Source organism: Klebsiella sp. PL-2018 (genome assembly GCF_019048985.1).
GTDB lineage: Bacteria > Pseudomonadota > Gammaproteobacteria > Enterobacterales > Enterobacteriaceae > Klebsiella > Klebsiella michiganensis.
Genome location: NZ_CP077673.1, coordinates 2,027,379 through 2,052,049 on the forward strand (window position 1 = coordinate 2,027,379; position 24,671 = coordinate 2,052,049).

Annotated in this window: 20 protein-coding genes and 1 pseudogene; 10 read left to right on the forward strand and 11 right to left on the reverse strand. The window is 50.8% G+C overall.

Translation table 11 applies throughout. The annotated features are described in order from the left end of the window. Positions 1-45: 45 nt before the first annotated feature. Positions 46-1,803, reverse strand: a complete 1,758-nt coding sequence (locus MKleb_RS09350; RefSeq protein WP_025107495.1) for an AAA family ATPase — start codon at positions 1,801-1,803, stop codon at positions 46-48. Positions 1,804-1,988: 185 nt separating this feature from the next. Here MKleb_RS09350 and matP point away from each other — a divergent pair, with 185 nt between their 5' ends. Continuing rightward, positions 1,989-2,441 (forward strand): macrodomain Ter protein MatP, encoded by a 453-nt coding sequence (matP, locus tag MKleb_RS09355; RefSeq protein ID WP_014228663.1) that lies wholly within the window; start codon positions 1,989-1,991, stop codon positions 2,439-2,441. Between the two features lie 99 nt (positions 2,442-2,540). Here the strand turns inward: matP and ompA are convergent, their stop codons facing one another. Together ompA and sulA are read right to left on the reverse strand one after the other, a co-directional pair. Beyond that, positions 2,541-3,611 (reverse strand): porin OmpA, encoded by a 1,071-nt coding sequence (gene ompA / locus MKleb_RS09360; RefSeq protein ID WP_029946941.1) that lies wholly within the window; start codon positions 3,609-3,611, stop codon positions 2,541-2,543. A gap of 353 nt (positions 3,612-3,964) precedes the next feature. Then, complete coding sequence (gene sulA / locus MKleb_RS09365; protein WP_025107493.1) at positions 3,965-4,474, reverse strand: SOS-induced cell division inhibitor SulA; 510 nt, start codon at positions 4,472-4,474, stop codon at positions 3,965-3,967. Between the two features lie 463 nt (positions 4,475-4,937). On the opposite strand from sulA, the gene MKleb_RS09370 reads away from it, so the two are divergent. Further along, positions 4,938-5,561: a TfoX/Sxy family DNA transformation protein gene (locus MKleb_RS09370; RefSeq protein ID WP_025107492.1), complete on the forward strand. Its 624-nt coding sequence runs from the start codon at positions 4,938-4,940 to the stop codon at positions 5,559-5,561. On the opposite strand, the gene yccS is transcribed toward MKleb_RS09370, so the two are convergent. Then, positions 5,549-7,684 (reverse strand): YccS family putative transporter, encoded by a 2,136-nt coding sequence (gene yccS / locus MKleb_RS09375; RefSeq protein WP_025107491.1) that lies wholly within the window; start codon positions 7,682-7,684, stop codon positions 5,549-5,551. The two genes, MKleb_RS09370 and yccS, sit on opposite strands and share 13 nt — an antisense overlap. A 17-nt stretch (positions 7,685-7,701) precedes the next feature. Next, positions 7,702-8,148, reverse strand: a complete 447-nt coding sequence (locus tag MKleb_RS09380) for a YccF domain-containing protein (protein WP_004849527.1) — start codon at positions 8,146-8,148, stop codon at positions 7,702-7,704. Positions 8,149-8,270: 122 nt separating this feature from the next. On the opposite strand from MKleb_RS09380, the gene helD reads away from it, so the two are divergent. After that, positions 8,271-10,325, forward strand: a complete 2,055-nt coding sequence (gene helD / locus MKleb_RS09385) for a DNA helicase IV (protein WP_217076597.1) — start codon at positions 8,271-8,273, stop codon at positions 10,323-10,325. Positions 10,326-10,353: 28 nt separating this feature from the next. Here helD and mgsA read toward each other — a convergent pair whose 3' ends face one another. Then, entirely contained in the window at positions 10,354-10,812 is a 459-nt protein-coding gene (gene mgsA / locus MKleb_RS09390; RefSeq protein ID WP_014228668.1) for a methylglyoxal synthase, read from the reverse strand. Positions 10,813-10,966: 154 nt separating this feature from the next. Between mgsA and MKleb_RS09395 the strand changes: the two genes are divergently transcribed. The 4 genes from MKleb_RS09395 (at position 10,967) to MKleb_RS09410 (ending at position 18,733) form a co-directional block, all read left to right on the forward strand. Continuing rightward, positions 10,967-11,380, forward strand: coding sequence for a CoA-binding protein (locus tag MKleb_RS09395; RefSeq protein WP_014228669.1), 414 nt, complete (start codon positions 10,967-10,969; stop codon positions 11,378-11,380). 602 nt (positions 11,381-11,982) lie between these two features. Then, on the forward strand, positions 11,983-16,002 hold the full coding sequence (locus MKleb_RS09400) for an Ig-like domain-containing protein (RefSeq protein ID WP_228740781.1): 4,020 nt from the start codon (positions 11,983-11,985) through the stop codon (positions 16,000-16,002). A gap of 67 nt (positions 16,003-16,069) precedes the next feature. Continuing rightward, positions 16,070-17,235, forward strand: a protein-coding gene (locus MKleb_RS09405) for an IS3 family transposase (RefSeq protein ID WP_217076029.1) whose coding sequence is annotated in 2 segments (ribosomal slippage) — positions 16,070-16,325 and positions 16,325-17,235 — 1,167 coding nt in all. Because the reading frame shifts where the segments join, the coding sequence is not laid out codon by codon here. Further along, a complete protein-coding gene (locus tag MKleb_RS09410; protein WP_228740783.1) occupies positions 17,216-18,733 on the forward strand; it encodes a hypothetical protein in 1,518 nt (505 codons plus the stop codon). Before MKleb_RS09405 ends, MKleb_RS09410 begins: the two co-directional genes overlap by 20 nt. A 3-nt stretch (positions 18,734-18,736) precedes the next feature. Here MKleb_RS09410 and MKleb_RS09415 read toward each other — a convergent pair. Beyond that, positions 18,737-19,902 (reverse strand): IS3 family transposase gene (locus MKleb_RS09415; RefSeq protein WP_217076029.1). Its coding sequence is split into 2 segments (ribosomal slippage): positions 18,737-19,647 and positions 19,647-19,902, totalling 1,167 coding nucleotides; the frame shifts between segments, so codons are not numbered across the junction. 59 nt (positions 19,903-19,961) lie between these two features. On the opposite strand from MKleb_RS09415, the gene MKleb_RS09420 reads away from it, so the two are divergent. From MKleb_RS09420 to MKleb_RS09430, 3 genes and pseudogenes are all read left to right on the forward strand, one after another. Beyond that, positions 19,962-20,603: a hypothetical protein gene (locus MKleb_RS09420; protein WP_217076598.1), complete on the forward strand. Its 642-nt coding sequence runs from the start codon at positions 19,962-19,964 to the stop codon at positions 20,601-20,603. A 50-nt stretch (positions 20,604-20,653) separates the two neighbouring features. Further along, positions 20,654-21,351, forward strand: a protein-coding gene (locus tag MKleb_RS09425; protein ID WP_223274117.1) for an IS1 family transposase whose coding sequence is annotated in 2 segments (ribosomal slippage) — positions 20,654-20,903 and positions 20,903-21,351 — 699 coding nt in all. Because the reading frame shifts where the segments join, the coding sequence is not laid out codon by codon here. Between the two features lie 6 nt (positions 21,352-21,357). After that, a pseudogene (locus MKleb_RS09430) lies at positions 21,358-22,437 on the forward strand (hypothetical protein); the annotation flags it as partial. 258 nt (positions 22,438-22,695) lie between these two features. Here MKleb_RS09430 and MKleb_RS09435 read toward each other — a convergent pair. From MKleb_RS09435 to MKleb_RS09450, 4 genes are all read right to left on the reverse strand, one after another. Continuing rightward, complete coding sequence (locus MKleb_RS09435; protein WP_217076599.1) at positions 22,696-23,244, reverse strand: hypothetical protein; 549 nt, start codon at positions 23,242-23,244, stop codon at positions 22,696-22,698. A gap of 12 nt (positions 23,245-23,256) precedes the next feature. After that, a complete protein-coding gene (locus MKleb_RS09440; protein ID WP_001278198.1) occupies positions 23,257-23,664 on the reverse strand; it encodes an H-NS family histone-like protein in 408 nt (135 codons plus the stop codon). 123 nt (positions 23,665-23,787) lie between these two features. Beyond that, positions 23,788-24,066 carry a hypothetical protein gene (locus tag MKleb_RS29890; RefSeq protein WP_000214010.1) on the reverse strand — a complete coding sequence of 93 codons (279 nt, stop codon included), beginning with the start codon at positions 24,064-24,066 and terminating at the stop codon, positions 23,788-23,790. Between the two features lie 114 nt (positions 24,067-24,180). After that, the gene (locus MKleb_RS09450) at positions 24,181-24,651 is read right to left on the reverse strand and encodes a hypothetical protein (RefSeq protein ID WP_217076600.1); all 471 of its coding nucleotides are present in this window, start codon (positions 24,649-24,651) and stop codon (positions 24,181-24,183) included. Positions 24,652-24,671 lie beyond the last annotated feature (20 nt).

Genomic DNA, 24,671 nt, shown 5'->3' on the forward strand with positions numbered 1-24,671 from the left:
TTCGGGACGCAGGATAGCTAACACGTGTACGCTGAACAAGTCCGATCAGTTCGAACCTGAACCGCCTAACCAGCGTAGCGGCCACGGAAAGCGATGACGACTCTCTTGCTGTGTCGCCTGCGCAATTCGTTCCTGAATGGTTTGCCGTAACGTTTGTCCTTCGCCGTCCCAGAGTAGCTGGGTCAGAATGGGCAGCGCTTCCGCCACGTCATCGACTGCCCAGATAAAGAACTGCTCATCCGCAACGGCCTGTTGCAGTTCCTGCGCCAGGCTCAGGTGACGAACGTTGGCGGAGGGAATGATGACTCCCTGTTTACCGGTCAGCCCACGCTGCTGGCAAATAGCAAAGAAGCCCTCAATTTTCTCGTTAAGCCCGCCAACCGGCTGTACGCGACCAAACTGATCGACAGAACCGGTAATGGCGATGCTCTGATTAATCGGCACATTGGCCAGCGAGCTGATCAGCGCGCACAGCTCGGCCATGGAGGCGCTATCGCCATCCACTTCGCTGTAGGACTGCTCGAAGGTCAGGGAGGCGGTGAAGGGGAGCTGTTGTTCGAGCTCCAGCTCGGACATCAGGAACGCCTGCATGATCATCATGCCTTTTGCATGAATGTTGCCACCGAGCTCGGCCTTACGCTCAACGTCAATAAATTCGCCGTCGCCAATATGTACGACGCAGCTAATACGTGAAGGCTCGCCAAACGCACGCGGATGGCCCGGAAACTCAATGACGGAGAGTGCGTTGATTTGTCCGACGCATTCGCCTTCGGTCTCGATCAGGATTTGCTCCTGCAGTATTTCATCCTGGATGCGTTCAGCAAGGTAGCCTTCGCGCCACAAACGACGCTCCAGCATGGTTTGCATCTCTTCAGCGCTAATCTCTTCACCTTCACAGAACGCGGCGGCTTCGCGTAGCTGGCGAGCAATCCAGAGCACGCACAGCGGCAAGGTTTCCTGATCGCCTGTATAACGCGCACCTTCCTGGATCAGCAGCGGCCAGGCGTTAGCTGACAGCCCCGGGAGTTCGAGCAGCTGAGCATTTTGCCAGACCCACTGGCACCACTGCTTCAGCGTATCGGCGTCAGCGATTTGCAGATTATCTTCATATTCGCTGTAGATAGCCTGTGCAGAAAGCTCGGGTTCCATCTCCTGAAAATCAGCAAGAGATTCCCGCTCGCCGACCAGGATAACTTTCAAACTCAGGGGCATAGAGGGAATGCTGACCGGAAGAGGGCGAGACTCATCGAATGATAACCAGTCAAAACGCTGGCGGGTTACCATATTTTTTAGCCGCATCCACAGCAGGGGCTGTGCCAGTAATGCACGGAGGGAGAGAATTAAGACCCCGCCGTTAGCGCGATGGACCAGACCGGGTTGTAACGTGATTTCACCATTAAACTGGCGCACGCAGCCAAAAAGCTGCTCTGCTTCGATCCAGTCCGCGGCTTCAACCGGCGCAACGCTGGCAAAATTATCTTCAGCCGTTTGCGCCGGGGAGAGCGAGATTTTTCCGCCATCAACCTGATAGCGAACGCCACAGAGCGTTTGTGCCGGTTGGTGTAAAGTACGGGTTTCGTTAGCCAGCCACTGCAGGTACTCCGACTCTTCCGGAATTTTAACCAGCATAAACGGCGAAATGGCTGGAGTGACCAGGAGCTGCTCCAGGCCATAGAAGAGTCGGGGTTGCAGTTCGCCTGAGAGCGATGCCTCTGCGTGAGCTAAGTCGGCTTGTGCAAACAGCGCCTGATAACTTTCCGTATCAGGAGCGAGGTCGTTTCGGGTAAGTTTCGTAATGGTCAAAGTCGCTGTTTTTTAGTCAGATGTAAAACGCGCGATTATACATTATGCGGCGTCCGAGCACACGAGGGATTGCGATTGTCGCGGTGATAACGAATCTACCAACATCACGAAAGATCATTTATTCTCAGCACATCAGGAAAAAACTGATATCCTGAAATGAGTTACACGGTCACATTGAGATCGCAATGAAATATCAACAACTGGAAAATCTTGAAAGCGGCTGGAAATGGACTTATCTGGTAAAAAAGCACCGGGAAGGTGAGCTTATTACCCGCTACATTGAAGCCAGCGCTGCGCAAGCCGCCGTCGATTTATTACTGACGCTCGAAAATGAACCCGTGCTGGTGAATACCTGGATTGAGCAGCATATCAATCCGGCGCTGGTAAACCGCATGAAGCAGACTATCCGCGCCCGACGTAAGCGTCATTTTAACGCGGAGCATCAGCATACGCGTAAAAAGTCTATCGACCTGGAGTTCATGGTCTGGCAGCGTCTGGCGGGTCTGGCGCAAAGACGGGGTAAAACGCTGTCGGAAACCATTGTGCAGTTGATTGAGGATGCTGAGCATAAAGAGAAGTATGCCAGCAAGATGTCCAGCCTGAAGCATGATTTGCAGGTACTGTTAGGTAAAGAGTAGCTACGCAAGCGTCGGGCTATCGGTGCGTTGCTGCTTTTGATAGCGGAATTTAAGGTAAAAAAAACCCCGCAATGCGGGGTTTTTTATTAACGAGATAACTTAAGCCTGCGGCTGAGTTACAACGTCTTTGTAGCCTTTAACTTCGATTTCTACACGACGGTCCGGCGCCAGGCAGTCGATCAGAGCTGCGCGAGCTTTCACGTTGTCACAGGTGTTGCCAGTGACCGGGTTGGATTCGCCCATACCGCGAGCAGAGATTTTGCTGGACGGGATACCTTTGGATACCAGGTAATCAACAACGGACTGAGCACGTTTCTCAGACAGCTGCTGGTTGTAGGCATCAGAACCGATACGGTCGGTGTAGCCCAGAACAACTGCGGAACCGTCTTTCGGATCCATGTTGCTCAGCTGGGTGTACAGCTGATCCAGAGCCTGCTGGCCTTCTGGTTTCAGAGTAGATTTGTTGAAGTTGAACAGAACGTCAGACTTCAGGGTGAAGTGCTTGGTAGTCACTTCTGGAGCCGGAGCCGGCGCCGGAGCTACAACCGGAGCAACGTCGTCCTGACCGAAGCGGTAGGATACGCCCAGGCTCAGCATGCCGTTATCAGGACGGGTACCAACGGTGCCAGCGTCGCCGATGTTGTTAACCCACTGGTATTCCAGACGGGTTGCGATGTCACGAGTAACAGCCCACTCTAAGCCGCCCGCGAATACCGGGGAGACGCCAGTGTCGTGTTCGCTACGGGAAACGCCAGTAGAAGCGTAGTTACCTTTGGAGTCAGCGCGCCAAACCATACCACCCAGACGGGTATAGATATCCAGATCGTCAGTGATCGGGTAACCCAGTTTAGCAGTCAGCTGAACGCCCTGAGCTTTGAAAGCGCCGTTGTCAACGCTGCCTTTGTATGCCATACGGCCCAGCCAGTCGTAACCCATTTCAAAACCGAGGTACGGGTTAACCTGGTAACCACCAAACGCACCAGCACCCAGCTGATCGTTACGGGTCGGGCCGTTGTTGCCCTGGAAACCGTTACCGTAGAAACCAGTGTCGTGATACTGGGACCAGCCCAGTTTAGCACCTGCGTACCAGGTGTTATCTTTCGGAGCGGCCTGCGCTACGGTAGCGAAGCCAGCCAGTGCCACTGCAATCGCGATAGCTGTCTTTTTCATTTTTTGCGCCTCATTATCATCCAAAATTCGCCATGAAGGTTCAGAAGACCTCACGGTTAAATCCTTCACCCGGGGCGTGACTTGTTGTTAACTATGCTGATACATGCAGCGTAAGCCGATCACCCCTGGCGATGTAAAGTCTACAACTTAGTTCGAAACTTACAAGTGTGAACTCCGTCAGGCATATGAAAAAAAAGGGTTGTGTACGCTATGTTTAACAAATACGGTTGAACTTAATCGAGGCAAAAAAAGTCGCGAAGCCGCATCAGACAAGCATTTTAACAAAAATGCCGCTCAAGAAAGCCCATCTCGCGCCAGGGCAAAAAAAATTCCAGGATTAATCCTAAACTCGGTTAATGATACAGGTTTGAGTGAATTTTTAGCCCAGAAAGTTGTCTGCCAGGCTGATCGGTATTTCTTACCGGACGCATGATAAAGCCCATCGCGTGACCCTCTTCTGCAGCGGCAACCAGGCGTTCATGTTCCTCAATGCTCAGTTCTTCTGATAGCCAGCCAATAACGACGCTATAATTTCCGGTGCGCAGTGAGCGAACCATGGATTCCAGAGTGTTAGCGGGGGAGAGCTGGCTGATCTGCATCACCTTCGACAGCGGCAAACCGGACGACTGCACCCATTCGCGACTCAGCTTCTGTTGTGGCGTCAGCCAGAGCTGCCAGCGCGATTGCTGGCCAAGCTGTTGTAATAAAGGAAGCAATAGCAGCTGCGTCATCATGGGCTGGTCTTCTCGATAGACTATTTCACTGATCAGCCCATTAGCTGGCTGTTCGGCAGCGTCATGAGAGCGACGACGTACTGAAGTAGAAGTCAGTGGTGAACGATTTGCGTGAGCTGATGTAAACATAGTCTATCCCGCCTGTGGGTTACTGTATGCATATACAGTATATGCGGCAGGGTGAAAGATCAACCCTATTTTCTCTGTTGCTGGATGAAATTTGTACGTCGCCGGGAGTGAACCCGCACCGGTCGCATCGGATGTCCGCGCGTACACAATGTGAATTCATGATTGTCGCGCTTTCTTCCTGGCTAAATTCTTCTCATAAATGATGGCATTAACGCTCTATGAGCGAACAGGGATGCCCTGCTCTCTGTTCGCTACTGTGATGAATATTAATTAAGCATTTTATCTTTCCCGCGTTTAACTTCATCAAATGACTATTTTCTGAAAGCGGCTCGCAAAAAAAACACGCTTATTAAAATGAACAGATAATTCATGTTGCCGCATGAAGAGAAGTCACTTATTTTCTCTTTTAACGGATCCGTTAGCACATTTATGTCTTATTTACATGATTAACAAAGGAATAATCATGAAGAAACTTATATGTCTTAGGATCCATCAGTTTCGGGCATGTTTGTCTCCATTAGGAAAAATAAGCTGTCGGCCCTTATTTGGTGGCTATAGCCTGGCGATAGATAACACCGTGTTTGCCATGATGGCTGAGGGGGAAATCTATCTTCGGGTTTGCGAGCAGAGCTCGGAGTACCGCGTGGCGCATAAAAACCCGCTGTTGAAGATGCAGAAGAATGGTCGTCTGGTCGCGCTGAAGTATTATCATATTGATGAGGAACTTTGGCGGGATAGCAAAATGCTTTTTCATTTATCGGCGCTGTCATTACAGAGCGCGCGTCATGAAAAACACCGGCAGCGACATTCCGGAAGATTAAAAAATTTGCCAAATATCAGTTTTCATATGGAGCTACAGTTGATTAATTCAGGCATTACGGATGAATTAATGCTGCGTAAGCTTGGGGCCAAAGAAGCCTGGTTGAGGTTACGAAAAATAAATAAAGCGCTAACGGTGAATATTCTTTATTCCTTACAGGGTGCCATTGAAGGCGTTCATGCTGCCACGCTCCCGACGCAGCAGCGTCAGGAGCTTGAGAAGTGGGCAACGGAACAGATGCGGGAGAGTGAGAGCTATTCAGGTTGAATCTCAACCTGTCGCTGTAGCCGGCAAATCTCTGGCAGCAGCGCCAGTAGCAGCCCGATTTGTTGAAGCACTAACGGCTCTTTGCTATCGGCACGAGGTTCAAGATGCTGTATCCGGGTTTGCAGGCTTGTTAAAGCTTGCTGTACCCGCTGTTCATCGGCCGGTGAGTGGTGCAGCGCGTCATCAACATAACAAACGGCATCGTCCAGCAGCGCCAGAATATCTGGCGTTGTCAGCTTTTCCCTGTGTGCGCCCAGGGCGGAGATATAGCTGGTAAAAGTGTGGTTCAGGCATAACAACCGAAAAGCGGTTTCCCGCATTTGCGAGCCCGCTCTGGGTTCCGTTGATAAGTTTGATACAACGGATGCCAGCTCACTGTCCCTGCTGTGCGCCGCTCTTCGCGCAATACGATAGGCAAGACGGTTGTCACGCCCCTGATGATATTGCTCGAGTATGGCATCTAAATATCGGCAGTTGGCATTGATTGCTTGTTCAAGTACTCGGGGCAGGTTGCGGAATTTCCAGTCTGGCCAAATAAAGCTGACTGCGGCCCAGGCGATAGCGCAGCCGATCAGCGTATCAAATATACGCGGTAGGGCGACTTCAAAACCTTCCCCCAGGAGGTTAAAGCACAGCAAAACCAGGAGGGTAATGAACATGGTCGCATGGGCGTACTGTACATTACGGAACGCGAAGAACAGCACGCCGGTCAGGACAATTAAAAGCAGCTGGCCTTCGACGGAAGGGACGAGAAGCAGCACCGGCAGGCCAATCGCTACGCCGATGAGCGTACCTATTATCCTTAACGCCAGCCGGTGACGAGTGGCGTTGTAGTTTGGCTGGCATACGAACAGGCTGGTCAGCAATATCCAGTAACCGTGGTTCAGTCCGGTTAACTGGATAAATGCATAACCTGCGCACAGGACTAATGACATTCGAACCGCATGGCGAAACAGAGCTGACTCTGGGGTCATATTACTGCGCAGGCGCAGCCAGATATCGCTGAAACTGCCAGGTTGGTCGTCGGCTAACAGGTGTTCCGTATTGTTACTGGACTGGACAGTCGTCTGGACGGATTCAATTGTCGCCAGCTGGGCGTCAATGGCGCGTAAGTTATTAAGCAAAAATCCCAACGCCTTTATCTGTTCTGCCGGTGCGCCGCTGGCTTTTACGCGATCGAGCGCGGCGTCAAGATGCATAAAAGCGCGCTCAAAGTGAGTGTCATGAAGGTAGGGTTCGCGTAGCAGGATGGCACGAGACAGTTTCTGGCAGGCCTGCGCCTGCATTGACAGCATACGCTGGAAGCGGAACATCACGTCACTGTAGCGAAAATGATCGCGCAGCGTTTGGTATTGAATATGCGATGAGCTTGCGCGTTCGTGGATGTCCTGCGCCACGAAGTAATACTGCAAAGTGCGACGCGTTCCGCGCTGCCCGCGATCGCCGCGCAGGCGAGTCAGCAGGGAAACTTTCGTCTGATTCAGCGTGGCCACAAGCTGGCCATTGGCTATCGCCAGGTCATACAGCGGAGCCTGGCTTTCATCTTCAATATCCGGATCGAACAGGCGTGATTTAAGCTCCAGATAGTGAGCTAACTGCTCGTAGCTGCGTGCCAGATTGTCCTGAAGAGGACGGATAGGGAAAATCAGATGTCCGGAGAGGGTAAGTAAGTTGTACCACACCGCGCCAGCCAGCAAAAACAGCGGCTGAAGATACCAGTGGCTGTAAAGCGTAACGCCCAGCATGGTATAGATGGCGATTAACAAAGCACCAAAGGCGATGGTAGCATAGCGTTGGCCCAGGCCGCCGAGCAAAATAAAACCGATTGTTGAAACGGTTAATCCCGCCGCAAATAACCACGGCCAGGGAAAAAGGAGTTCCACTGAGGCTGAAGCAATAAAAAAGCACACGAGGGTAATGGCCAGATTACGCAGACGTCCTGTCAGGCGGTCATCAAGGTCGGTCAGCGCCGCTGCCACCACCCCGAGTGTTAGAGGAATCGTGAGTTTTACTTCGCCAAGCCACCAGGGAAATGCGGTCGTGCCGCAGAGTGCGATAAATATCCTGATGTTATATAACCAGGCACTGTTCCATGTATAGCGGCGTAGCAGGGGGGTGAGCATTTCTCTATTCCATTCAATTACTGAAAGCGGCGACGCGCATTGGCTTCACGCGCGGCGCGAGCGGTCTCGACGGAGACGACTCGTCGGCCTACTGGCCATAAAGCAATAGCGGCGATTTTAAAATTGGCGATACCAACCGGGATGCCAATGATAGTCAGGCATTGGGCGATACCACAAAAGATATGCATCAGGCACAGCCACCAGCCAAAGAAAATAAACCATAAAATATTCAATAGTGTCCCACCCGCGTTTAGCAGGCTATTCTTTCCCTGAGGATCGAGTTCGTCGACATGAACGGCCTCATTCCCATAGGGAAAAAGAGAGAGTTTTGTTATCTCCCAGCAGGAGCGGGTGAGAGGCAGGGTAAAGATCAGCACAATGCTGACCAGCGTCGCCAGAAGCCAGCCGAGCGTGGTGGCGAATCCGCCAAGGATAAAGTTTAAAATATTCAGAACGGTACGCATAAACCCTCTGCTTAATACGGTGGATAATAAGGCACGGCCATTGTAGCGTTTTTTACGCTGGAGCACCCGGTCGCTGGCGGTTAAACTTAAAAACATCCAACCTGATTGAAATTCGACATTATATGGAACTTAGAGCGACAACATTGGGCAAGCGTATGGCTCAGCATCCTTATGACAGGGTGCAACTTCTTAATGCCGGAGTAAAGGTTTCCGGTGATAGCCATGAATATCTTATACCTTTCAATCAGTTATTATCAATTCATTGCAAGCGTGGGCTGGTTTGGGGGGAGCTGGAGTTTACCCTACCGGGCGAGAAAGTTGTGCGTTTGCACGGTACCGAATGGAGTGAAACCCAGCGCTTTTACCATCATCTGAACACGCTCTGGCAGCAGTGGAGCGCGGAAATGAGCGATATTGCCGCTGATGTACTTCGCCAGCAGCTGGCGGAAGTGGCGCGTTCCAGCGCGGAAGGTAAATGGTTGACGCGTCAGCAGGTAAGCGATATTCAGCGCAAAATACGCCATGCGCTGAGCGGATTACCAGTGCCGACAGTCCGTCTTGATGCTTTTGATAACTGCCGCGAGCTATGGCGGCAATGCCAGAGTTGGTTGAGTAATACGGAAAAAGCCAGGCTCGAGCATAACCAAACTTTTACGGAATCCATGCTGGAGCAATACCGCGGATTTTTTGCCGCAGTGGAATCATCGCCGTTGAATCCGGCTCAGGCACGCGCAGTCGTAAACGGCGAGCGTTCGTTATTAGTTCTGGCGGGTGCCGGAAGCGGTAAAACTTCCGTGTTAGTGGCGCGCGCAGGCTGGTTATTGACCCGTGGCGAGGCGGCGGCTGAGCAAATTCTGCTACTGGCGTTTGGTCGGCAAGCCGCGCAGGAGATGGATGAGCGCATCCGCGAGCGCCTGGGCACTGAAGAGATCTCTGCGCGTACTTTTCACTCCCTTGCCCTGCACATTATCCAGCAGGGCAGTAAAACAGCCCCGACGATCAGCAAGCTGGAGAGCGACAGCGCTGCACGGCAAAAACTTTTAGTACAGAGCTGGCAGCAGCAGTGCCAGGAGAAAAAAGCGCAGGCGAAAGGCTGGCGATTGTGGCTGGAGGAGGAAATGGGGTGGCAGATCCCTGAAGGGGATTTCTGGCAGGACAAAAAGCTGCAGCGTCGTGTTGCCAGCCGCCTTGACCGCTGGGTTAGCTTGATGCGTATGCATGGCGGCTCGCAGGCTGAGATGATTGCCGGGGCCCCTGAAGAGGTACGCGACCTTTTTGGCAAGCGCGTTAAGCTGATGGCCCCTCTGCTAAAAGCGTGGAAAACGGCGTTAAAAGATGAAAACGCCGTCGATTTCTCCGGCCTGATTCATCAGGCGATCAATATTCTGGATAAAGGGCGGTTCGTCAGCCCGTGGAAGCATATTCTGGTGGATGAGTTTCAGGATATCTCCCCGCAGCGGGCATCCCTACTCGCCGCGTTACGTCGGCAAAACACGCAGACGACGCTGTTTGCCGTTGGCGATGACTGGCAGGCCATCTACCGTTTCAGCGGTGCTCAGCTCTCTTTAACAACGGCCTTTAATCACTATTTTGGCGAAGGGGATTGCTGTGCGCTGGATACGACGTACCGATTTAATAGCCGGATAGGCGAGATAGCCAACGGGTTTATCCAGCAAAATCCGCACCAGTTAACGAAACCACTAAACAGCCTGGTCGCAGGGGACAAAAAAGCGGTGACGTTATTGGCGGAGGACAAACTCGACGATCTGCTTGATAAAATGAGCGGCTATGTCAAACGAGAGCAGCGGATTTTATTGCTAGCGCGCTATCATCATTTGAAGCCGGCGGCGCTGGAGAAAGCCGCCACGCGCTGGCCGCATCTGCAGCTCGATTTTATGACTATTCATGCCAGCAAAGGACAACAAGCTGATTACGTCATAATTCTTGGCCTTCAGGAGGGGGATGATGCGTTTCCTGCACCGGCGCGTGAGTCGATTATGGAGCAGGCGCTCTTACCGCAGCCGGAGGATTTTCCCGATGCCGAAGAGAGGCGTTTGCTGTATGTCGCCATCACCCGCGCCCGCCTGCGCGTATGGCTGTTGTTTAATAAAGAGCAACCTTCGCCGTTTGTTGAAATGCTAGAGGCGCTGGATGTGCCGGTAGCAAGAAAGCCATGATGGCTGGCGGCGTGGCCGCCAGCGGGGCTTATTTCAGACGCTCTGCAAGGTAGCGCTGATAATCAGGGATCAGGATATCAACGGGGTCGCTGAAGTGCGGGGACTGGATAATAAAGTCGGCGGTTGAGACATTGGTGGCGACGGGAATATTCCATACCGTCGCCAAACGTAATAACGCTTTAACATCCGGGTCGTGTGGCACGGCATTTAGCGGATCCCAGAAAAAAATCAATACATCGATTTTACCTTCTGAAATCAGCGCACCCACCTGCTGGTCGCCGCCCATGGGACCACTCAGCATCGCATGCACCTCCAGCCCGGTTGCGCGTGACACCAGATTTCCGGTCGTTCCTGTCGCCGAGAGCGTGTGTTGCGCCAGCAATGGCTGGTGGCGCTCGACCCACTTCATCAGCATATCTTTACAGTGATCGTGAGCAACCAGCGCAATATGCTTGCGTGCTGGCAAGGTACGTGTTGTTAGTTCCATCATTTCATTCCACATTTTGGCCTGTAGACAGATTACTGGAAGTGACTGTTGCTGCAAGCGTCGGGATGAAAAAATTTGACGCATCTGCAGGTCAGGACTCATGCGGGTTCATCCGGATTAGCATACACTTGGGCTAAATAGCAGGAGGATGATGATGAAAGAAAACGATATCGCAGGTATTTTGACCTCGACACGGACTATCGCCCTGGTGGGGGCAAGTGACAAACCTGACCGCCCAAGCTATCGGGTGATGAAGTATCTTCTGGAGCAGGGATATCACGTCATTCCCGTTTCCCCTAAGGTTGCGGGTACCACGCTGCTGGGGCAAAAAGGGTATGCCACGCTTGCTGACGTGCCGGAAAAAGTGGATATGGTCGATGTTTTCCGTAACTCAGAAGCGGCCTGGGGCGTCGCCCAGGAGGCAGTGGCTATCGGTGCGAAAACGCTATGGCTACAGCTGGGGGTAATCAATGAACAGGCGGCTGTTCTCGCCCGAGACGCCGGTCTAAACGTGGTGATGGATCGCTGTCCGGCGATAGAGATCCCGCGATTAGGATTAGCCCGTTAAACCTAAAACCCCGCCTGGCGGGGTTTTTTATTATCAATATTGATTAAGTTATTAATGGTCAATATTTTAATTAAAATTACATCGAAACGTTTCTTTATTTTAAAATAAAACCCATTGTCTTTGTGGATTTAACAGGCATCGTCCAGGTTTTATCTCCCTTATTACTTAAAATTTCCTTGCGAGGATAATTTATTTCTTATAAATAAACCATAGAAAATATATGGGGAATCCTTATAAAATATTTTAAAGTTTAAAAAAATAATTGTTTTTTCTCATGTCATTTATATGACTAATATCACAGATATTTTTGGCGTAGCGTTAAAATGGAGGTTTGGTGATATAAGAAATGTATTATCCATGATTTTATCTTCATTGTAATAACCGTGAGCAATCATTTTTCTTATGGTCTATATTAACATCTCAAAATGTAAGTTTATTATTTTAAGTTGTTGTAATTTAAGTAATTTAATTTATTACAGAATGTAATTAGATTATTTTGCTTTCACCTTGCGGGACTCCGTTAAGTGGTATATCTAATAAGATGCATAATTAAGAATTATCTCATACCTCTGACTGCGTCTTCATCTCAAGGGTGCAACCTGATGAAAAATATAAATGTGACAGTGAAAGAAACTGGTGCTGAATACACCGTCGATGGCAATCAAGTTAATCTCAATACGCAGTCAGTGGTCCTCCTCCACGTTAAGCGTGAGGATATTCGTTCATATACCCGACAAGGTAATGATCTTGTTCTAAAACTCCAAAACGGTGACACCGTTACAATTAAAAACTTTTTCGTTGTGGATGAGCATGGACAGCACAGTGATTTGGTTCTTATGGATGATGAGACCGGCGCGCTATGGTGGCTAGAAGGTGCGGGTACCGATGGGGCACACTATTCGCTGATTAGCGATCTTTCAGAAGTCATCGCGACCGGTGGCGCGGGACAAAGTATTGCCGGTTGGGTTATGGCTGGCGCGGCTTTGCTGGGTATTGCGGCAATGTTCGCCGGCACCTCAAACAAAGACCACCACTCTTCGGTTTCTGAAAGCGATTCTGATGCTGACAGTGATTCAGACTCCGACAGTGATACGGATGCTGACAGCGATAGCGACTCTGATTCAGACAGTGATTCTGATTCAGATAGTGATTCCGATTCTGACAGTGATTCCGACTCGGATTCAGATAGTGATTCGGATGCTGACAGCGACGCGGATAGTGATTCTGATGCTGACAGTGACTCCGATACTGATACCGAGCTACCTACCGCGGCACAGAACATAGCGGTCATTGACAATGTGGGCCCCATCACCGGTGTGCTGCATTCTGGTGATGTCACTGACGATACGACCCCGGAGATTAAAGGGACAGCAGAGGCTGGGGCAACGATAACGATTTATGACGGCGATACCAAACTGGGTTCTGTCGTCGCGGATGAAAATGGCAACTGGAGCTTCACGTTACCGGAGCTGAGCGAGGGTTCCCACAGCCTGAGCGCGACGGTGACGGACAAAGCCGGCAACGTCAGCGAACGTTCGCCGGCGTTTGAACTGACCATCGATACCACTGCGCCGGCAGCCAGCATTCCGCAGGTAACCGACAATGTTGCAGAGCACACCGGCCAGCTGCAGAGCGGGGATCTGACCAACGATGCGACGCCCACCCTGAACGGCACGGCGGAAGCGGGATCCACGGTGACGATCTATGACGGCGACACCGTGCTGGGCACAGTGGTTGCCGGCGAGGATGGACGCTGGAGCTTCACGCCAGCTAGTCTGGAGGAAGGCGCCCACAGCCTGAGCACTACGGTAACGGACAAAGCCGGGAACGTCAGCGAACGTTCGCCGGCGTTTGAACTGACGGTAGACACTATAGTGAACCCGGTTGGCGATCTGCAGGTAACTGATAATGCAGGAGAAGACACGGGTACACTGAACAGCGGTAGCGTGACGGATGATGATACACCAACCTTGAGCGGTACGGCGGAAGCGGGCGCCACGATCACAATTTATGACGGTGATACCGTACTGGGCACCGCGATTGCGGACGAGGACGGACGCTGGAGCTTTACTCCTGACGCCCTGGCTGAAGGAGCCCATAGCCTGAGCACCACGGTGACCGATCTGGCCGGCAACGTCAGCGAACGATCCCCGATATTTATATTAACTGTCGATCTTAGCGATGACACCGACTCCGACAGCGACTCGGATTCAGACAGTGACTCCGACTCTGACAGTGACTCCGACTCGGATTCCGACAGCGACTCAGATTCTGACAGCGATTCGGACTCCGACTCCGACAGTGACTCGGATTCAGACAGCGATTCGGACTCTGACAGCGACTCGGATTCCGACAGCGATTCGGACTCTGACAGCGACTCGGACTCTGACAGCGACTCGGATTCCGACAGCGACTCCGACTCTGACAGCGACTCGGATTCAGATAGCGATTCCGACTCCGACAGCGACTCGGATTCAGACAGCGATTCTGACTCGGACAGCGATTCTGACTCGGACAGCGATTCTGACTCGGACTCCGACAGTGATTCGGACTCCGATAGTGACTCGGACTCCGACAGTGACTCGGATTCTGACAGCGACTCCGACTCTGACAGCGATTCTGACTCTGACAGCGATTCGGATTCTGACAGTGACTCGGATTCTGACAGTGACTCGGATTCTGACAGTGACTCCGATTCAGACAGCGATTCGGACTCTGACAGCGACTCCGATTCCGACAGCGATGCCGATTCAGACAGCGATTCGGACTCCGACAGCGATGCCGATTCAGACAGCGATTCGGACTCCGACAGTGATTCCGACTCGGACAGCGATGCTGACTCTGACAGCGACTCCGATTCCGACAGCGACTCTGACTCTGACAGCGATTCGGACTCCGACTCTGACAGTGATTCGGATTCGGACAGCGATTCGGACTCTGACAGCGACTCGGACTCCGACAGCGACTCGGACTCTGACAGTGATTCTGACTCCGACAGCGACTCGGATTCTGACAGTGATTCGGATTCCGACAGCGATTCTGACTCCGACAGTGACTCGGATTCAGACAGCGATTCTGACTCCGACAGTGACTCAGACTCTGACAGCGATTCGGATTCCGACAGTGACTCGGATTCTGACAGCGATTCTGACTCGGACAGCGATTCCGACTCTGACAGTGATTCGGACTCGGACAGCGATTCCGACTCCGACAGCGATTCCGACTCCGACAGTGATTCGGATAGTGACAGTGATTCGGATTCAGACAGCGACTCCGATTCCGACAGCGATGCTGACTCCGACAGTGATTCGGACTCCGACAGCGACTCTGACTCTGACTCTGACTCTGACTCTGACTCTGACTCTGACTCTGACAGCGACTCTGATTCCGACAGCGATTCCGATTCTGACAGTGACTCCGACTCTGACAGCGATTCCGACTCTGACAGCGACTCGGATTCTGACAGCGACTCGGATTCTGACAGCGATTCCGATTCTGACAGTGACTCCGATTCCGACAGCGATTCCGACTCTGACAGCGACTCGGACTCTGACAGTGATTCGGACTCCGACAGCGACTCGGACTCTGACAGCGACTCCGACAGCGATTCCGACTCTGACAGTGATTCGGATTCGGACAGTGATTCGGATTCGGACAGCGATTCGGACTCTGACAGCGACTCGGATTCTGACAGCGATTCGGACTCTGACAGCGATGCCGATTCCGACAGCGATTCGGATTCTGACAGTGACTCCGATTCCGACAGCGATTCTGATTCGGACAGCGACTCCGACTCTGACAGCGACTCCGACTCTGACAGTGATTCGGACTCCGACAGCGACTCGGATTCCGACAGCGATTCTGACTCTGACAGCGATTCGGATTCCGACAGCGACTCGGACTCCGACAGCGACTCGGATTCCGACAGCGACTCGGATTCTGACAGCGATTCCGATTCTGACAGTGACTCCGATTCCGACAGCGATTCCGACTCTGACAGCGACTCGGACTCTGACAGTGATTCGGACTCCGACAGCGACTCGGACTCTGACAGCGACTCCGACAGCGATTCCGACTCTGACAGTGATTCGGATTCGGACAGCGATTCGGACTCTGACAGCGACTCGGACTCCGACAGCGACTCGGACTCTGACAGTGATTCTGACTCCGACAGCGACTCGGATTCTGACAGTGATTCGGATTCCGACAGCGATTCTGACTCCGACAGTGACTCGGATTCAGACAGCGATTCTGACTCCGACAGTGACTCAGACTCTGACAGCGATTCGGATTCCGACAGTGACTCGGATTCTGACAGCGATTCTGACTCGGACAGCGATTCCGACTCTGACAGTGATTCGGACTCGGACAGCGATTCCGACTCCGACAGCGATTCCGACTCCGACAGTGATTCGGATAGTGACAGTGATTCGGATTCAGACAGCGACTCCGATTCCGACAGCGATGCTGACTCCGACAGCGATTCTGACTCTGACAGCGATTCGGATTCCGACAGCGACTCGGACTCCGACAGCGATTCGGACTCCGACTCTGACAGTGATTCGGACTCCGACAGCGATTCCGATTCTGACAGCGACTCGGACTCGGATAGTGACTTGTAGTGGCACACTGAATTTGGCCACCTGAGTAGAGGTGATATGCTCACCTCAACATCTTACAGGTGAACCAATGAGCAAAATATTTACTGCTGAATTTAAAGCCGAAGCGGCAAAACTGGTTCTTGATCAGAACTACACTCACGGTGAAGCGGCTAAAGCGATGAACGTCAGCCTCTCCGCCATCAACCGCTGGGTTAAATCGTTACGTATGGAGCGCCAGGGGAAAACGCCCCCGGGGCTGCCTCTGACGCCTGAGCAGACGGAACTCAGGGAAATGAGAAAACAAATACAACGCCTTGAAATGGAAAATGAAATCCTAAAAAAGGCTACCGCGCTCTTGATGTCGGACTCCCTGAAAAGTTCACGATAATCGACAGTCTGAGGGCGCACTACCCGGTAGCGCCATTGTGCCGGCTGTTCGGTGTTCACCGAAGCAGTTATCGTTACATTCGTAAAAATGGCAGGGATTCTGACGCTGAGCGGGCCGTCAAACGGAGTCTCGTCAGTGAAGTCTGGAATGCCAGTGGTGGCTCTGCTGGCGCGAGAAGTATCGCCACGATGGTCAGCGGCCGGGGCGTCAGACTCGGGCGATGGCTTGCAGGTAAGCTGATGAAAGAGCTGGATATCGCCAGTTGTCAGGCCCCGGCGCATAAATACAAACGCGGCGGGAACGAACACGTTGAAATACCTAACCATCTCGACCGGCAGTTCGCGGTAACAGCGCCGGATCAGATCTGGTGCGGCGATGTGACCTATATCTGGACGGGAAAATGCTGGGCTTATCTGGCCGCCGTGCTGGATCTGTTCGCCCGTAAACCTGTGGGCTGGGCGATGTCGACGTCGCCGGACTCGGCCCTCACGGTCAAAGCGTTGCAGATGGCCTGGGAGCATCGGGGGAAGCCAACAGGAGTGATGTTCCACAGTGACCAGGGCAGTCACTATACCAGCCGCCAGTACCGGCAGGCTCTGTGGCGCTGTCGAATAAAGCAGAGCATGAGTCGACGCGGTAACTGCTGGGATAATGCCCCTATGGAACGGTTCTTCCGGAGCCTGAAGACCGAATGGGTGCCGACGAAGGGCTATAACAGCTTCAAAGAAGCTCAGAGCGCGATAATCCGCTACATCACGGGCTATTACAGTGCCATCCGGCCCCACTGGTATAACGGTGGGTTAACGCCAAATGAATCAGAGCGGCTGTTCCACGAACAGTCAGGTCGTGTGGCCAAAATTAGTTGACCACTACAACTCGGATTCGGACAGCGACTCGGACTCCGACAGTGATTCGGATAGTGACAGTGATTCGGATTCAGACAGCGACTCCGACTCGGGCAGCGACTCGGATTCCGACAGCGATTCCGACTCTGACAGTGATTCGGATTCGGACAGCGATTCGGACTCTGACAGCGATGCCGATTCCGACAGTGATTCGGATTCTGACAGCGACTCGGACTCCGACAGCGATTCCGACTCTGACAGCGATTCGGATTCCGACAGCGATTCGGACTCCGACAGTGATTCGGACTCCGACAGTGATTCGGACTCCGACAGTGATTCCGATTCCGACAGCGATTCGGATTCTGACAGTGATTCCGATTCGGACAGCGACTCGGACTCTGACAGCGACTCGGATTCCGACAGCGATTCCGACTCCGACTCAGACTCGGACAGCGACTCGGATTCCGACAGCGACTCGGACTCCGACAGCGATTCCGACTCCGACAGTGACTCAGACTCTGACAGCGATTCGGATTCCGACAGTGACTCCGATTCCGACAGCGATTCGGACTCTGACAGTGATTCGGACTCCGACAGCGATTCGGACTCCGACAGTGACTCTGACAGCGATTCTGACTCCGACAGTGACTCGGATTCGGACAGCGATTCGGACTCTGACAGCGACTCGGATAGTGACAGCGACTCTGACTCCGACAGTGATTCGGATTCAGACAGCGATTCGGACTCTGACAGCGACTCGGATTCGGACAGCGACTCGGACTCCGACAGCGATTCCGACTCCGACAGCGACTCGGATTCAGACAGCGATTCGGACTCTGACAGCGACTCCGATTCAGACAGCGATTCGGACTCTGACAGCGACTCTGACTCCGACAGCGATTCGGATTCGGACAGCGACTCGGACTCCGACAGCGATTCGGACTCAGACAGCGACTCCGACTCTGACAGTGACTCGGATTCAGACAGCGACTCCGACAGCGATTCTGATTCGGACAGCGATGCTGACTCTGACAGTGATTCGGATTCTGACAGCGATTCGGATTCTGACAGTGACTCGGATTCCGACAGCGACTCGGACTCCGACAGCGATTCCGACTCCGACAGTGACTCAGACTCTGACAGCGATTCGGATTCCGACAGTGACTCCGATTCCGACAGCGATTCGGACTCTGACAGCGATTCTGACTCCGACAGTGACTCGGATTCGGACAGCGATTCGGACTCTGACAGCGACTCCGATTCTGACAGCGACTCGGACTCGGATAGTGACTCGGATTCGGACAGCGATTCGGACTCCGATAGTGACTCCGACTCTGACAGCGATTCGGACTCCGACAGCGACTCCGATTCCGACTCCGACAGCGACTCGGACTCGGATAGTGACTCGGATTCGGACAGCGATTCGGACTCCGACAGTGATTCGGATAGTGACAGTGATTCGGATTCAGACAGCGACTCCGACTCCGACAGCGACTCCGACTCCGACAGCGACTTGTAGTGGTCAACTAATTTTGGCCACACGACCTGACTGTTCGTGGAACAGCCGCTCTGATTCATTTGGCGTTAACCCACCGTTATACCAGTGGGGCCGGATGGCACTGTAATAGCCCGTGATGTAGCGGATTATCGCGCTCTGAGCTTCTTTGAAGCTGTTATAGCCCTTCGTCGGCACCCATTCGGTCTTCAGGCTCCGGAAGAACCGTTCCATAGGGGCATTATCCCAGCAGTTACCGCGTCGACTCATGCTCTGCTTTATTCGACAGCGCCACAGAGCCTGCCGGTACTGGCGGCTGGTATAGTGACTGCCCTGGTCACTGTGGAACATCACTCCTGTTGGCTTCCCCCGATGCTCCCAGGCCATCTGCAACGCTTTGACCGTGAGGGCCGAGTCCGGCGACGTCGACATCGCCCAGCCCACAGGTTTACGGGCGAACAGATCCAGCACGGCGGCCAGATAAGCCCAGCATTTTCCCGTCCAGATATAGGTCACATCGCCGCACCAGATCTGATCCGGCGCTGTTACCGCGAACTGCCGGTCGAGATGGTTAGGTATTTCAACGTGTTCGTTCCCGCCGCGTTTGTATTTATGCGCCGGGGCCTGACAACTGGCGATATCCAGCTCTTTCATCAGCTTACCTGCAAGCCATCGCCCGAGTCTGACGCCCCGGCCGCTGACCATCGTGGCGATACTTCTCGCGCCAGCAGAGCCACCACTGGCATTCCAGACTTCACTGACGAGACTCCGTTTGACGGCCCGCTCAGCGTCAGAATCCCTGCCATTTTTACGAATGTAACGATAACTGCTTCGGTGAACACCGAACAGCCGGCACAATGGCGCTACCGGGTAGTGCGCCCTCAGACTGTCGATTATCGTGAACTTTTCAGGGAGTCCGACATCAAGAGCGCGGTAGCCTTTTTTAGGATTTCATTTTCCATTTCAAGGCGTTGTATTTGTTTTCTCATTTCCCTGAGTTCCGTCTGCTCAGGCGTCAGAGGCAGCCCCGGGGGCGTTTTCCCCTGGCGCTCCATACGTAACGATTTAACCCAGCGGTTGATGGCGGAGAGGCTGACGTTCATCGCTTTAGCCGCTTCACCGTGAGTGTAGTTCTGATCAAGAACCAGTTTTGCCGCTTCGGCTTTAAATTCAGCAGTAAATATTTTGCTCATTGGTTCACCTGTAAGATGTTGAGGTGAGCATATCACCTCTACTCAGGTGGCCAAATTCAGTGTGCCACTACAACTCGGATTCCGACAGCGATGCCGATTCCGACAGCGATTCCGACAGCGATTCGGACTCGGACAGCGACTCTGACTCTGACTCTGACTCTGACAGTGACTCGGACTCCGACAGTGACTCGGATTCTGACAGCGACTCGGACTCCGACAGTGACTCCGATTCTGACAGCGACTCTGACAGCGACTCCGATTCCGACAGCGATTCGGATTCTGACAGCGATTCGGATTCAGACAGCGACTCGGATTCTGACAGCGACTCCGACTCTGACAGTGACTCCGATTCAGACAGCGATTCGGATAGTGACAGCGACTCGGACTCCGACAGTGACTCGGACTCTGACAGTGACTCGGACTCCGACAGTGACTCGGACTCCGACAGCGACTCGGATTCTGACAGCGACTCGGATTCAGATAGCGATTCGGACTCTGACAGTGATTCCGACTCCGACAGTGATTCTGACGCTGACAGTGACTCGGATTCGGACAGCGATGCCGACTCTGACAGCGACTCGGATATCCCGCAGGCCAATGCGGATACCAATACCGCGCTGATCTCTGAGAACCATGACAATCTCGACGGGGTAAACGGTACGATTACCCAGCTGACAGGCGTGAACCTGCTTGGCGGGTAATGGTGCCAACTTACTGATTTAGTGTATGATGGTGTTTTTGAGGTGCTCCAGTGGCTTCTGTTTCTATCAGCTGTCCCTCCTGTTCAGCTACTGAAGGCGTGGTGCGTAACGGTAAAAGCACTGCCGGACATCAGCGCTATCTCTGCTCTCACTGCCGTAAAACATGGCAGCTACAGTTCACTTACACCGCCTCTCAGCCCGGTACACACCAGAAAATTATTGATATGGCCATGAATGGCGTCGGATGTCGCGCCAGTGCACGCATTATGGGCGTTGGCCTCAACACGATTTTACGACACTTAAAAAACTCAGGCCGCAGTCGGTAAACTCACGCATACAACCGGGCAGTGACGTCATTGTTTGCGCGGAAATGGACGAACAGTGGGGTTACGTCGGCGCTAAATCACGCCAGCGCTGGTTGTTTTACGCGTATGACAGGATACGGAGGACGGTTGTGGCGCACGTATTCGGTGAACGCACGTTGGCCACGCTGGAGCGTCTTCTTGGCCTGCTGTCGGCCTTTGAGGTCGTGGTATGGATGACGGATGGCTGGCCGCTTTATGAATCACGCCTGAAGGGAGAACTGCACGTTATCAGCAAGCGATATACGCAGCGCATTGAGCGGCATAACCTGAATCTGAGGCAGCATCTGGCAAGGCTGGGCAGGAAGTCACTGTCGTTCTCAAAATCGGTGGAGCTGCATGACAAAGTCATCGGGCATTATCTGAACATAAAACACTATCAGTAAGTTGGAGTCATTACCATGAACGACAAGCTGGCACAAGCAACCATAACAGCCAGTGAGAATCAGAAGAATGCGGTTGTCAGTAATGCCAGTCAGGCAATCCAAGAACAGCGCATGAAAAATATCTTAAACAGAATACCTGATGCCAACGCCTGTGAAGAAGTCACGAGCGCAGGTGGTCGTGGTGCAGCAGGATCGAATACAAGCTCAGCTAAAGAGGCTTTATCTGAAAACAGCGTTAAGATGTTTACACAAGCAAATACCAGAATAAATGAGGCCAAGAAAAACATCATGGGCAGAGTATCAATAAATGTTTGCTCCGAAGATGATGTGAAATATAACAGAGGTGGGTGCAATACTATAGGTCAGTATCCTGATAAAGATAAGTCGGCATCAAGCCTGATTACACCACCATTATCTAAATCCGATGCATTGTCTAATAAGGTTTCGAATCAGTCCTATTCTGTTGAGCAGATTGAAGTTGCTGAAGCGGCAAAAAGAAATCTTATAGGGAACTTGCCCGTTGAACCATTGAAGAACAAAGGATTAGAAGACACAAATGAAGGTCGAGAATATTTATCGGCCTTTTCGAGCTTTGTCTCCAGAAGCACTGCTGGAACAAACGCCATTGATTCCGTACTGGCAATGAAAAAAGCAAGTAATATATCAGTGAACTCCAGAGGGGCCAAAATAGGATCCACATTGGGCTCTACGCAGGGAGCAAACCTTGCTTGGTCAGATGCTTCCGTAAAAAACAAGTATGCGACCTTATTTCCCGGCACAACATTCCCGGATAATCCTTCAGAGTGGGAAATGTTAAGATATGAGATCTATTCACGCTATGCAGATACAACAGGTGCTGACGCTTGGCAGGTAAAAATCAGTAGTGCTGATGAAAAAGAAACTGCGCATGAGCAGGCAAGAATGCAGGCACTTCATTTAAGATTACAAATGCTTCATATCGAAAGAACAGAAGACACAAATATTTTGCTTGCGGCTCTGTTAGGACAACAACTGCAACCGGTTGATAAGCAAATGCTGAATAATTTAAAAACAAATGCGACAAGAGCGACTCAGGCAAGTGAATAAATTCCTGTAGACTGCCTTGACTTATTAATGATAGATGTTAAATAATTTCCATATTTTCAATATGGAGGTTATTATGTTATTCATCAGGTATCTAAAAGAACATAGAAAAAAGAACTATTTATTTCTTATTGTGAGTGTTTTTGTGAACTTAATAGCAATGAATCAAAAGGTTTATGCATTTAATTTATTGTTTATCTTTATACATGTATTTTGGTATATCATCCTCAGGGCAGATATGGACTCTAAGGATGAGTGATTTCATTTTTCTTTTGATTTTTTAAAAGAAATAAAGCTATTATATAAATCTATTGCACTGATATAAAAACGAACGGATGCAGCTACAGCAAAAACATATGTAATCAAAAAACCTAATCCATTTATCATATGCTTTTCAAAAAAATCGACATCATCACTTGCTGTGTTAATGACGAGATATGCTGATGTAATAGTAGCCACCAGAAAAAGAGCACAATCAGAACCAGATCTAAGCAAATCTCCATAGCGTTTGTAAGTCCCGTGTGCTAATAACCCTCCCCAAATAATAGGCAACAGGAACAGGATTTGCATACTATATGTGAGGATATAATAACCTATGATATTTAAGGCATTTAATAAAGAAAAAATAAAAATAGCCTTTCTTAATTTATTTTCGCAAGGAGAAGTTGTAAATGTTTGTTTTAGTTCAGTGCGCATGAAGTTAATAAAGGCTTTTGATTTCATAATTAAGAACTCTTTTATTGGCATGTTAATCCCTGTAGGTTGGTTCAACAAACCCGCCCAAGAAAAATGAGCGGATTTGGTAGACATATGGTATGAAGATTACTTGATCTCGAAATCTTCCAGTGTCTTACCGGCTTCGAGCGCAGCAGCGATAGCACGAGGAGTTCGGCCCTGACCTGTCCACGTCTTTTCCGAACCATCGGTATCAACATATTTATACTTAGCTGGACGTGGGGCGCGTTTCGCTCCTGTCTTGGAAGAAGATGGGCTAACAGTTGAAAGCAACTCTGCCGGGTCTATGCCATCTTCCAACAACTTCTGACGGAATGCTTCCAGCTTGGCCTGTTTCTCTTCCTGCTGTTTTAGAAATGAGGCCTCTTCTTCACGACGTTCTTCTACAACGATAGTGAGTTTTTCTAACATCTCTTCCAAGGTTTCGAGTGTCAGTTCACGAGCCTGAGCACGGAGAGTACGAATATTGTTGATGATCTTTAAAGCATCAGACATGCGATTTCCCTAATGTTTGTGGTAAAGAATACAAGCAATAACATCATAGTTTTAATCGTTCCTGTGCACAAAATCAATACATTATACGGTATAGACATTAGTTCCATCCTGAGTTCAAATTTATTATTTGGGTTTGTGATTATCTTTAGCCGAGCGGATTTCTTCAGGTGATATATTATCAATGCGGTTTTTAAATTTCCTTGAAAATCTGTTTTTCTCAATGCATTTTTTCTCGGCCTCTTCCTGATTATTAATGTAGTATTCGATTGTATTGCCGTTATCCAAGTCATAAATGACAGAAATCAAGATATTAATATTCTCATCTCTACTATCATGTGTAATGTCAAACTTAGATATTAGCTTTGATACAACAACGTAATTTGGATGCAAAGTAGTTGTCATGATGAGTATTCCATAAAATGGATGGTTGATGTATAGGCGTGTTTTTAGGAGACACAGCAGGTTAGTGTCTTATTAAAATAAATATAATGTTATGAACGAATAGTTAATTACTTATTATGGTTTGTTTTTTATCTCTCTATTAGGAAATGGAAACTCAAGATAATCGTCAGCAAGATTATTATCTTTTATGGCATTCCACCATCTTTCTCTATAGTCCTGCTGATTACACAAAATTCTTTGTCTTTGCATTTCATCAAGGATGAATTCATTTTTATCCGGCCATTCCTCCTGAAGTCTGCGAACCGTTCTGAAGAGAATGTTTTTATGTAAAGCTACACGAAAGAAATTTTGTTTATATTCTTCAAGACGTTGCTCATAATCAGCCACAACCTTCTTATGGCTATTGATTGTGTTATTCAACTGCATCTGTATTCTGCTAACCCTGTCATTAGCCATAGACGCTTCAAACTGCGCCTGTTGAGAATCCAGCCTTGCCTCATTTGCATGTTGGTAAGAGTCTACAATTTCTCTATTACGTTGCGCCGCATTATAATCATAATTCCAAAAAGGATTTTTCCCAGACATAAATATACCTCGATATCAAT

Bases quoted from the DNA above. Each gene is read 5' to 3' on its own strand.
- MKleb_RS09450 (WP_217076600.1), bottom strand. From the start codon at position 24,651: ATGTCTGGGAAAAATCCTTTTTGGAATTATGATTATAATGCGGCGCAA.
- MKleb_RS29890 (WP_000214010.1), bottom strand. From the start codon at position 24,066: ATGACAACTACTTTGCATCCAAATTACGTTGTTGTATCAAAGCTAATA.
- MKleb_RS09435 (WP_217076599.1), bottom strand. From the start codon at position 23,244: ATGTCTACCAAATCCGCTCATTTTTCTTGGGCGGGTTTGTTGAACCAA.
- ompA (WP_029946941.1), bottom strand. From the start codon at position 3,611: ATGAAAAAGACAGCTATCGCGATTGCAGTGGCACTGGCTGGCTTCGCT.
- MKleb_RS09380 (WP_004849527.1), bottom strand. From the start codon at position 8,148: ATGCGTACCGTTCTGAATATTTTAAACTTTATCCTTGGCGGATTCGCC.
- MKleb_RS09370 (WP_025107492.1), top strand. From the start codon at position 4,938: ATGAAGAAACTTATATGTCTTAGGATCCATCAGTTTCGGGCATGTTTG.
- matP (WP_014228663.1), top strand. From the start codon at position 1,989: ATGAAATATCAACAACTGGAAAATCTTGAAAGCGGCTGGAAATGGACT.
- MKleb_RS09440 (WP_001278198.1), bottom strand. From the start codon at position 23,664: ATGTCTGATGCTTTAAAGATCATCAACAATATTCGTACTCTCCGTGCT.
- MKleb_RS09395 (WP_014228669.1), top strand. From the start codon at position 10,967: ATGAAAGAAAACGATATCGCAGGTATTTTGACCTCGACACGGACTATC.
- helD (WP_217076597.1), top strand. From the start codon at position 8,271: ATGGAACTTAGAGCGACAACATTGGGCAAGCGTATGGCTCAGCATCCT.
- yccS (WP_025107491.1), bottom strand. From the start codon at position 7,684: ATGCTCACCCCCCTGCTACGCCGCTATACATGGAACAGTGCCTGGTTA.
- MKleb_RS09400 (WP_228740781.1), top strand. From the start codon at position 11,983: ATGAAAAATATAAATGTGACAGTGAAAGAAACTGGTGCTGAATACACC.
- mgsA (WP_014228668.1), bottom strand. From the start codon at position 10,812: ATGGAACTAACAACACGTACCTTGCCAGCACGCAAGCATATTGCGCTG.
- sulA (WP_025107493.1), bottom strand. From the start codon at position 4,474: ATGTTTACATCAGCTCACGCAAATCGTTCACCACTGACTTCTACTTCA.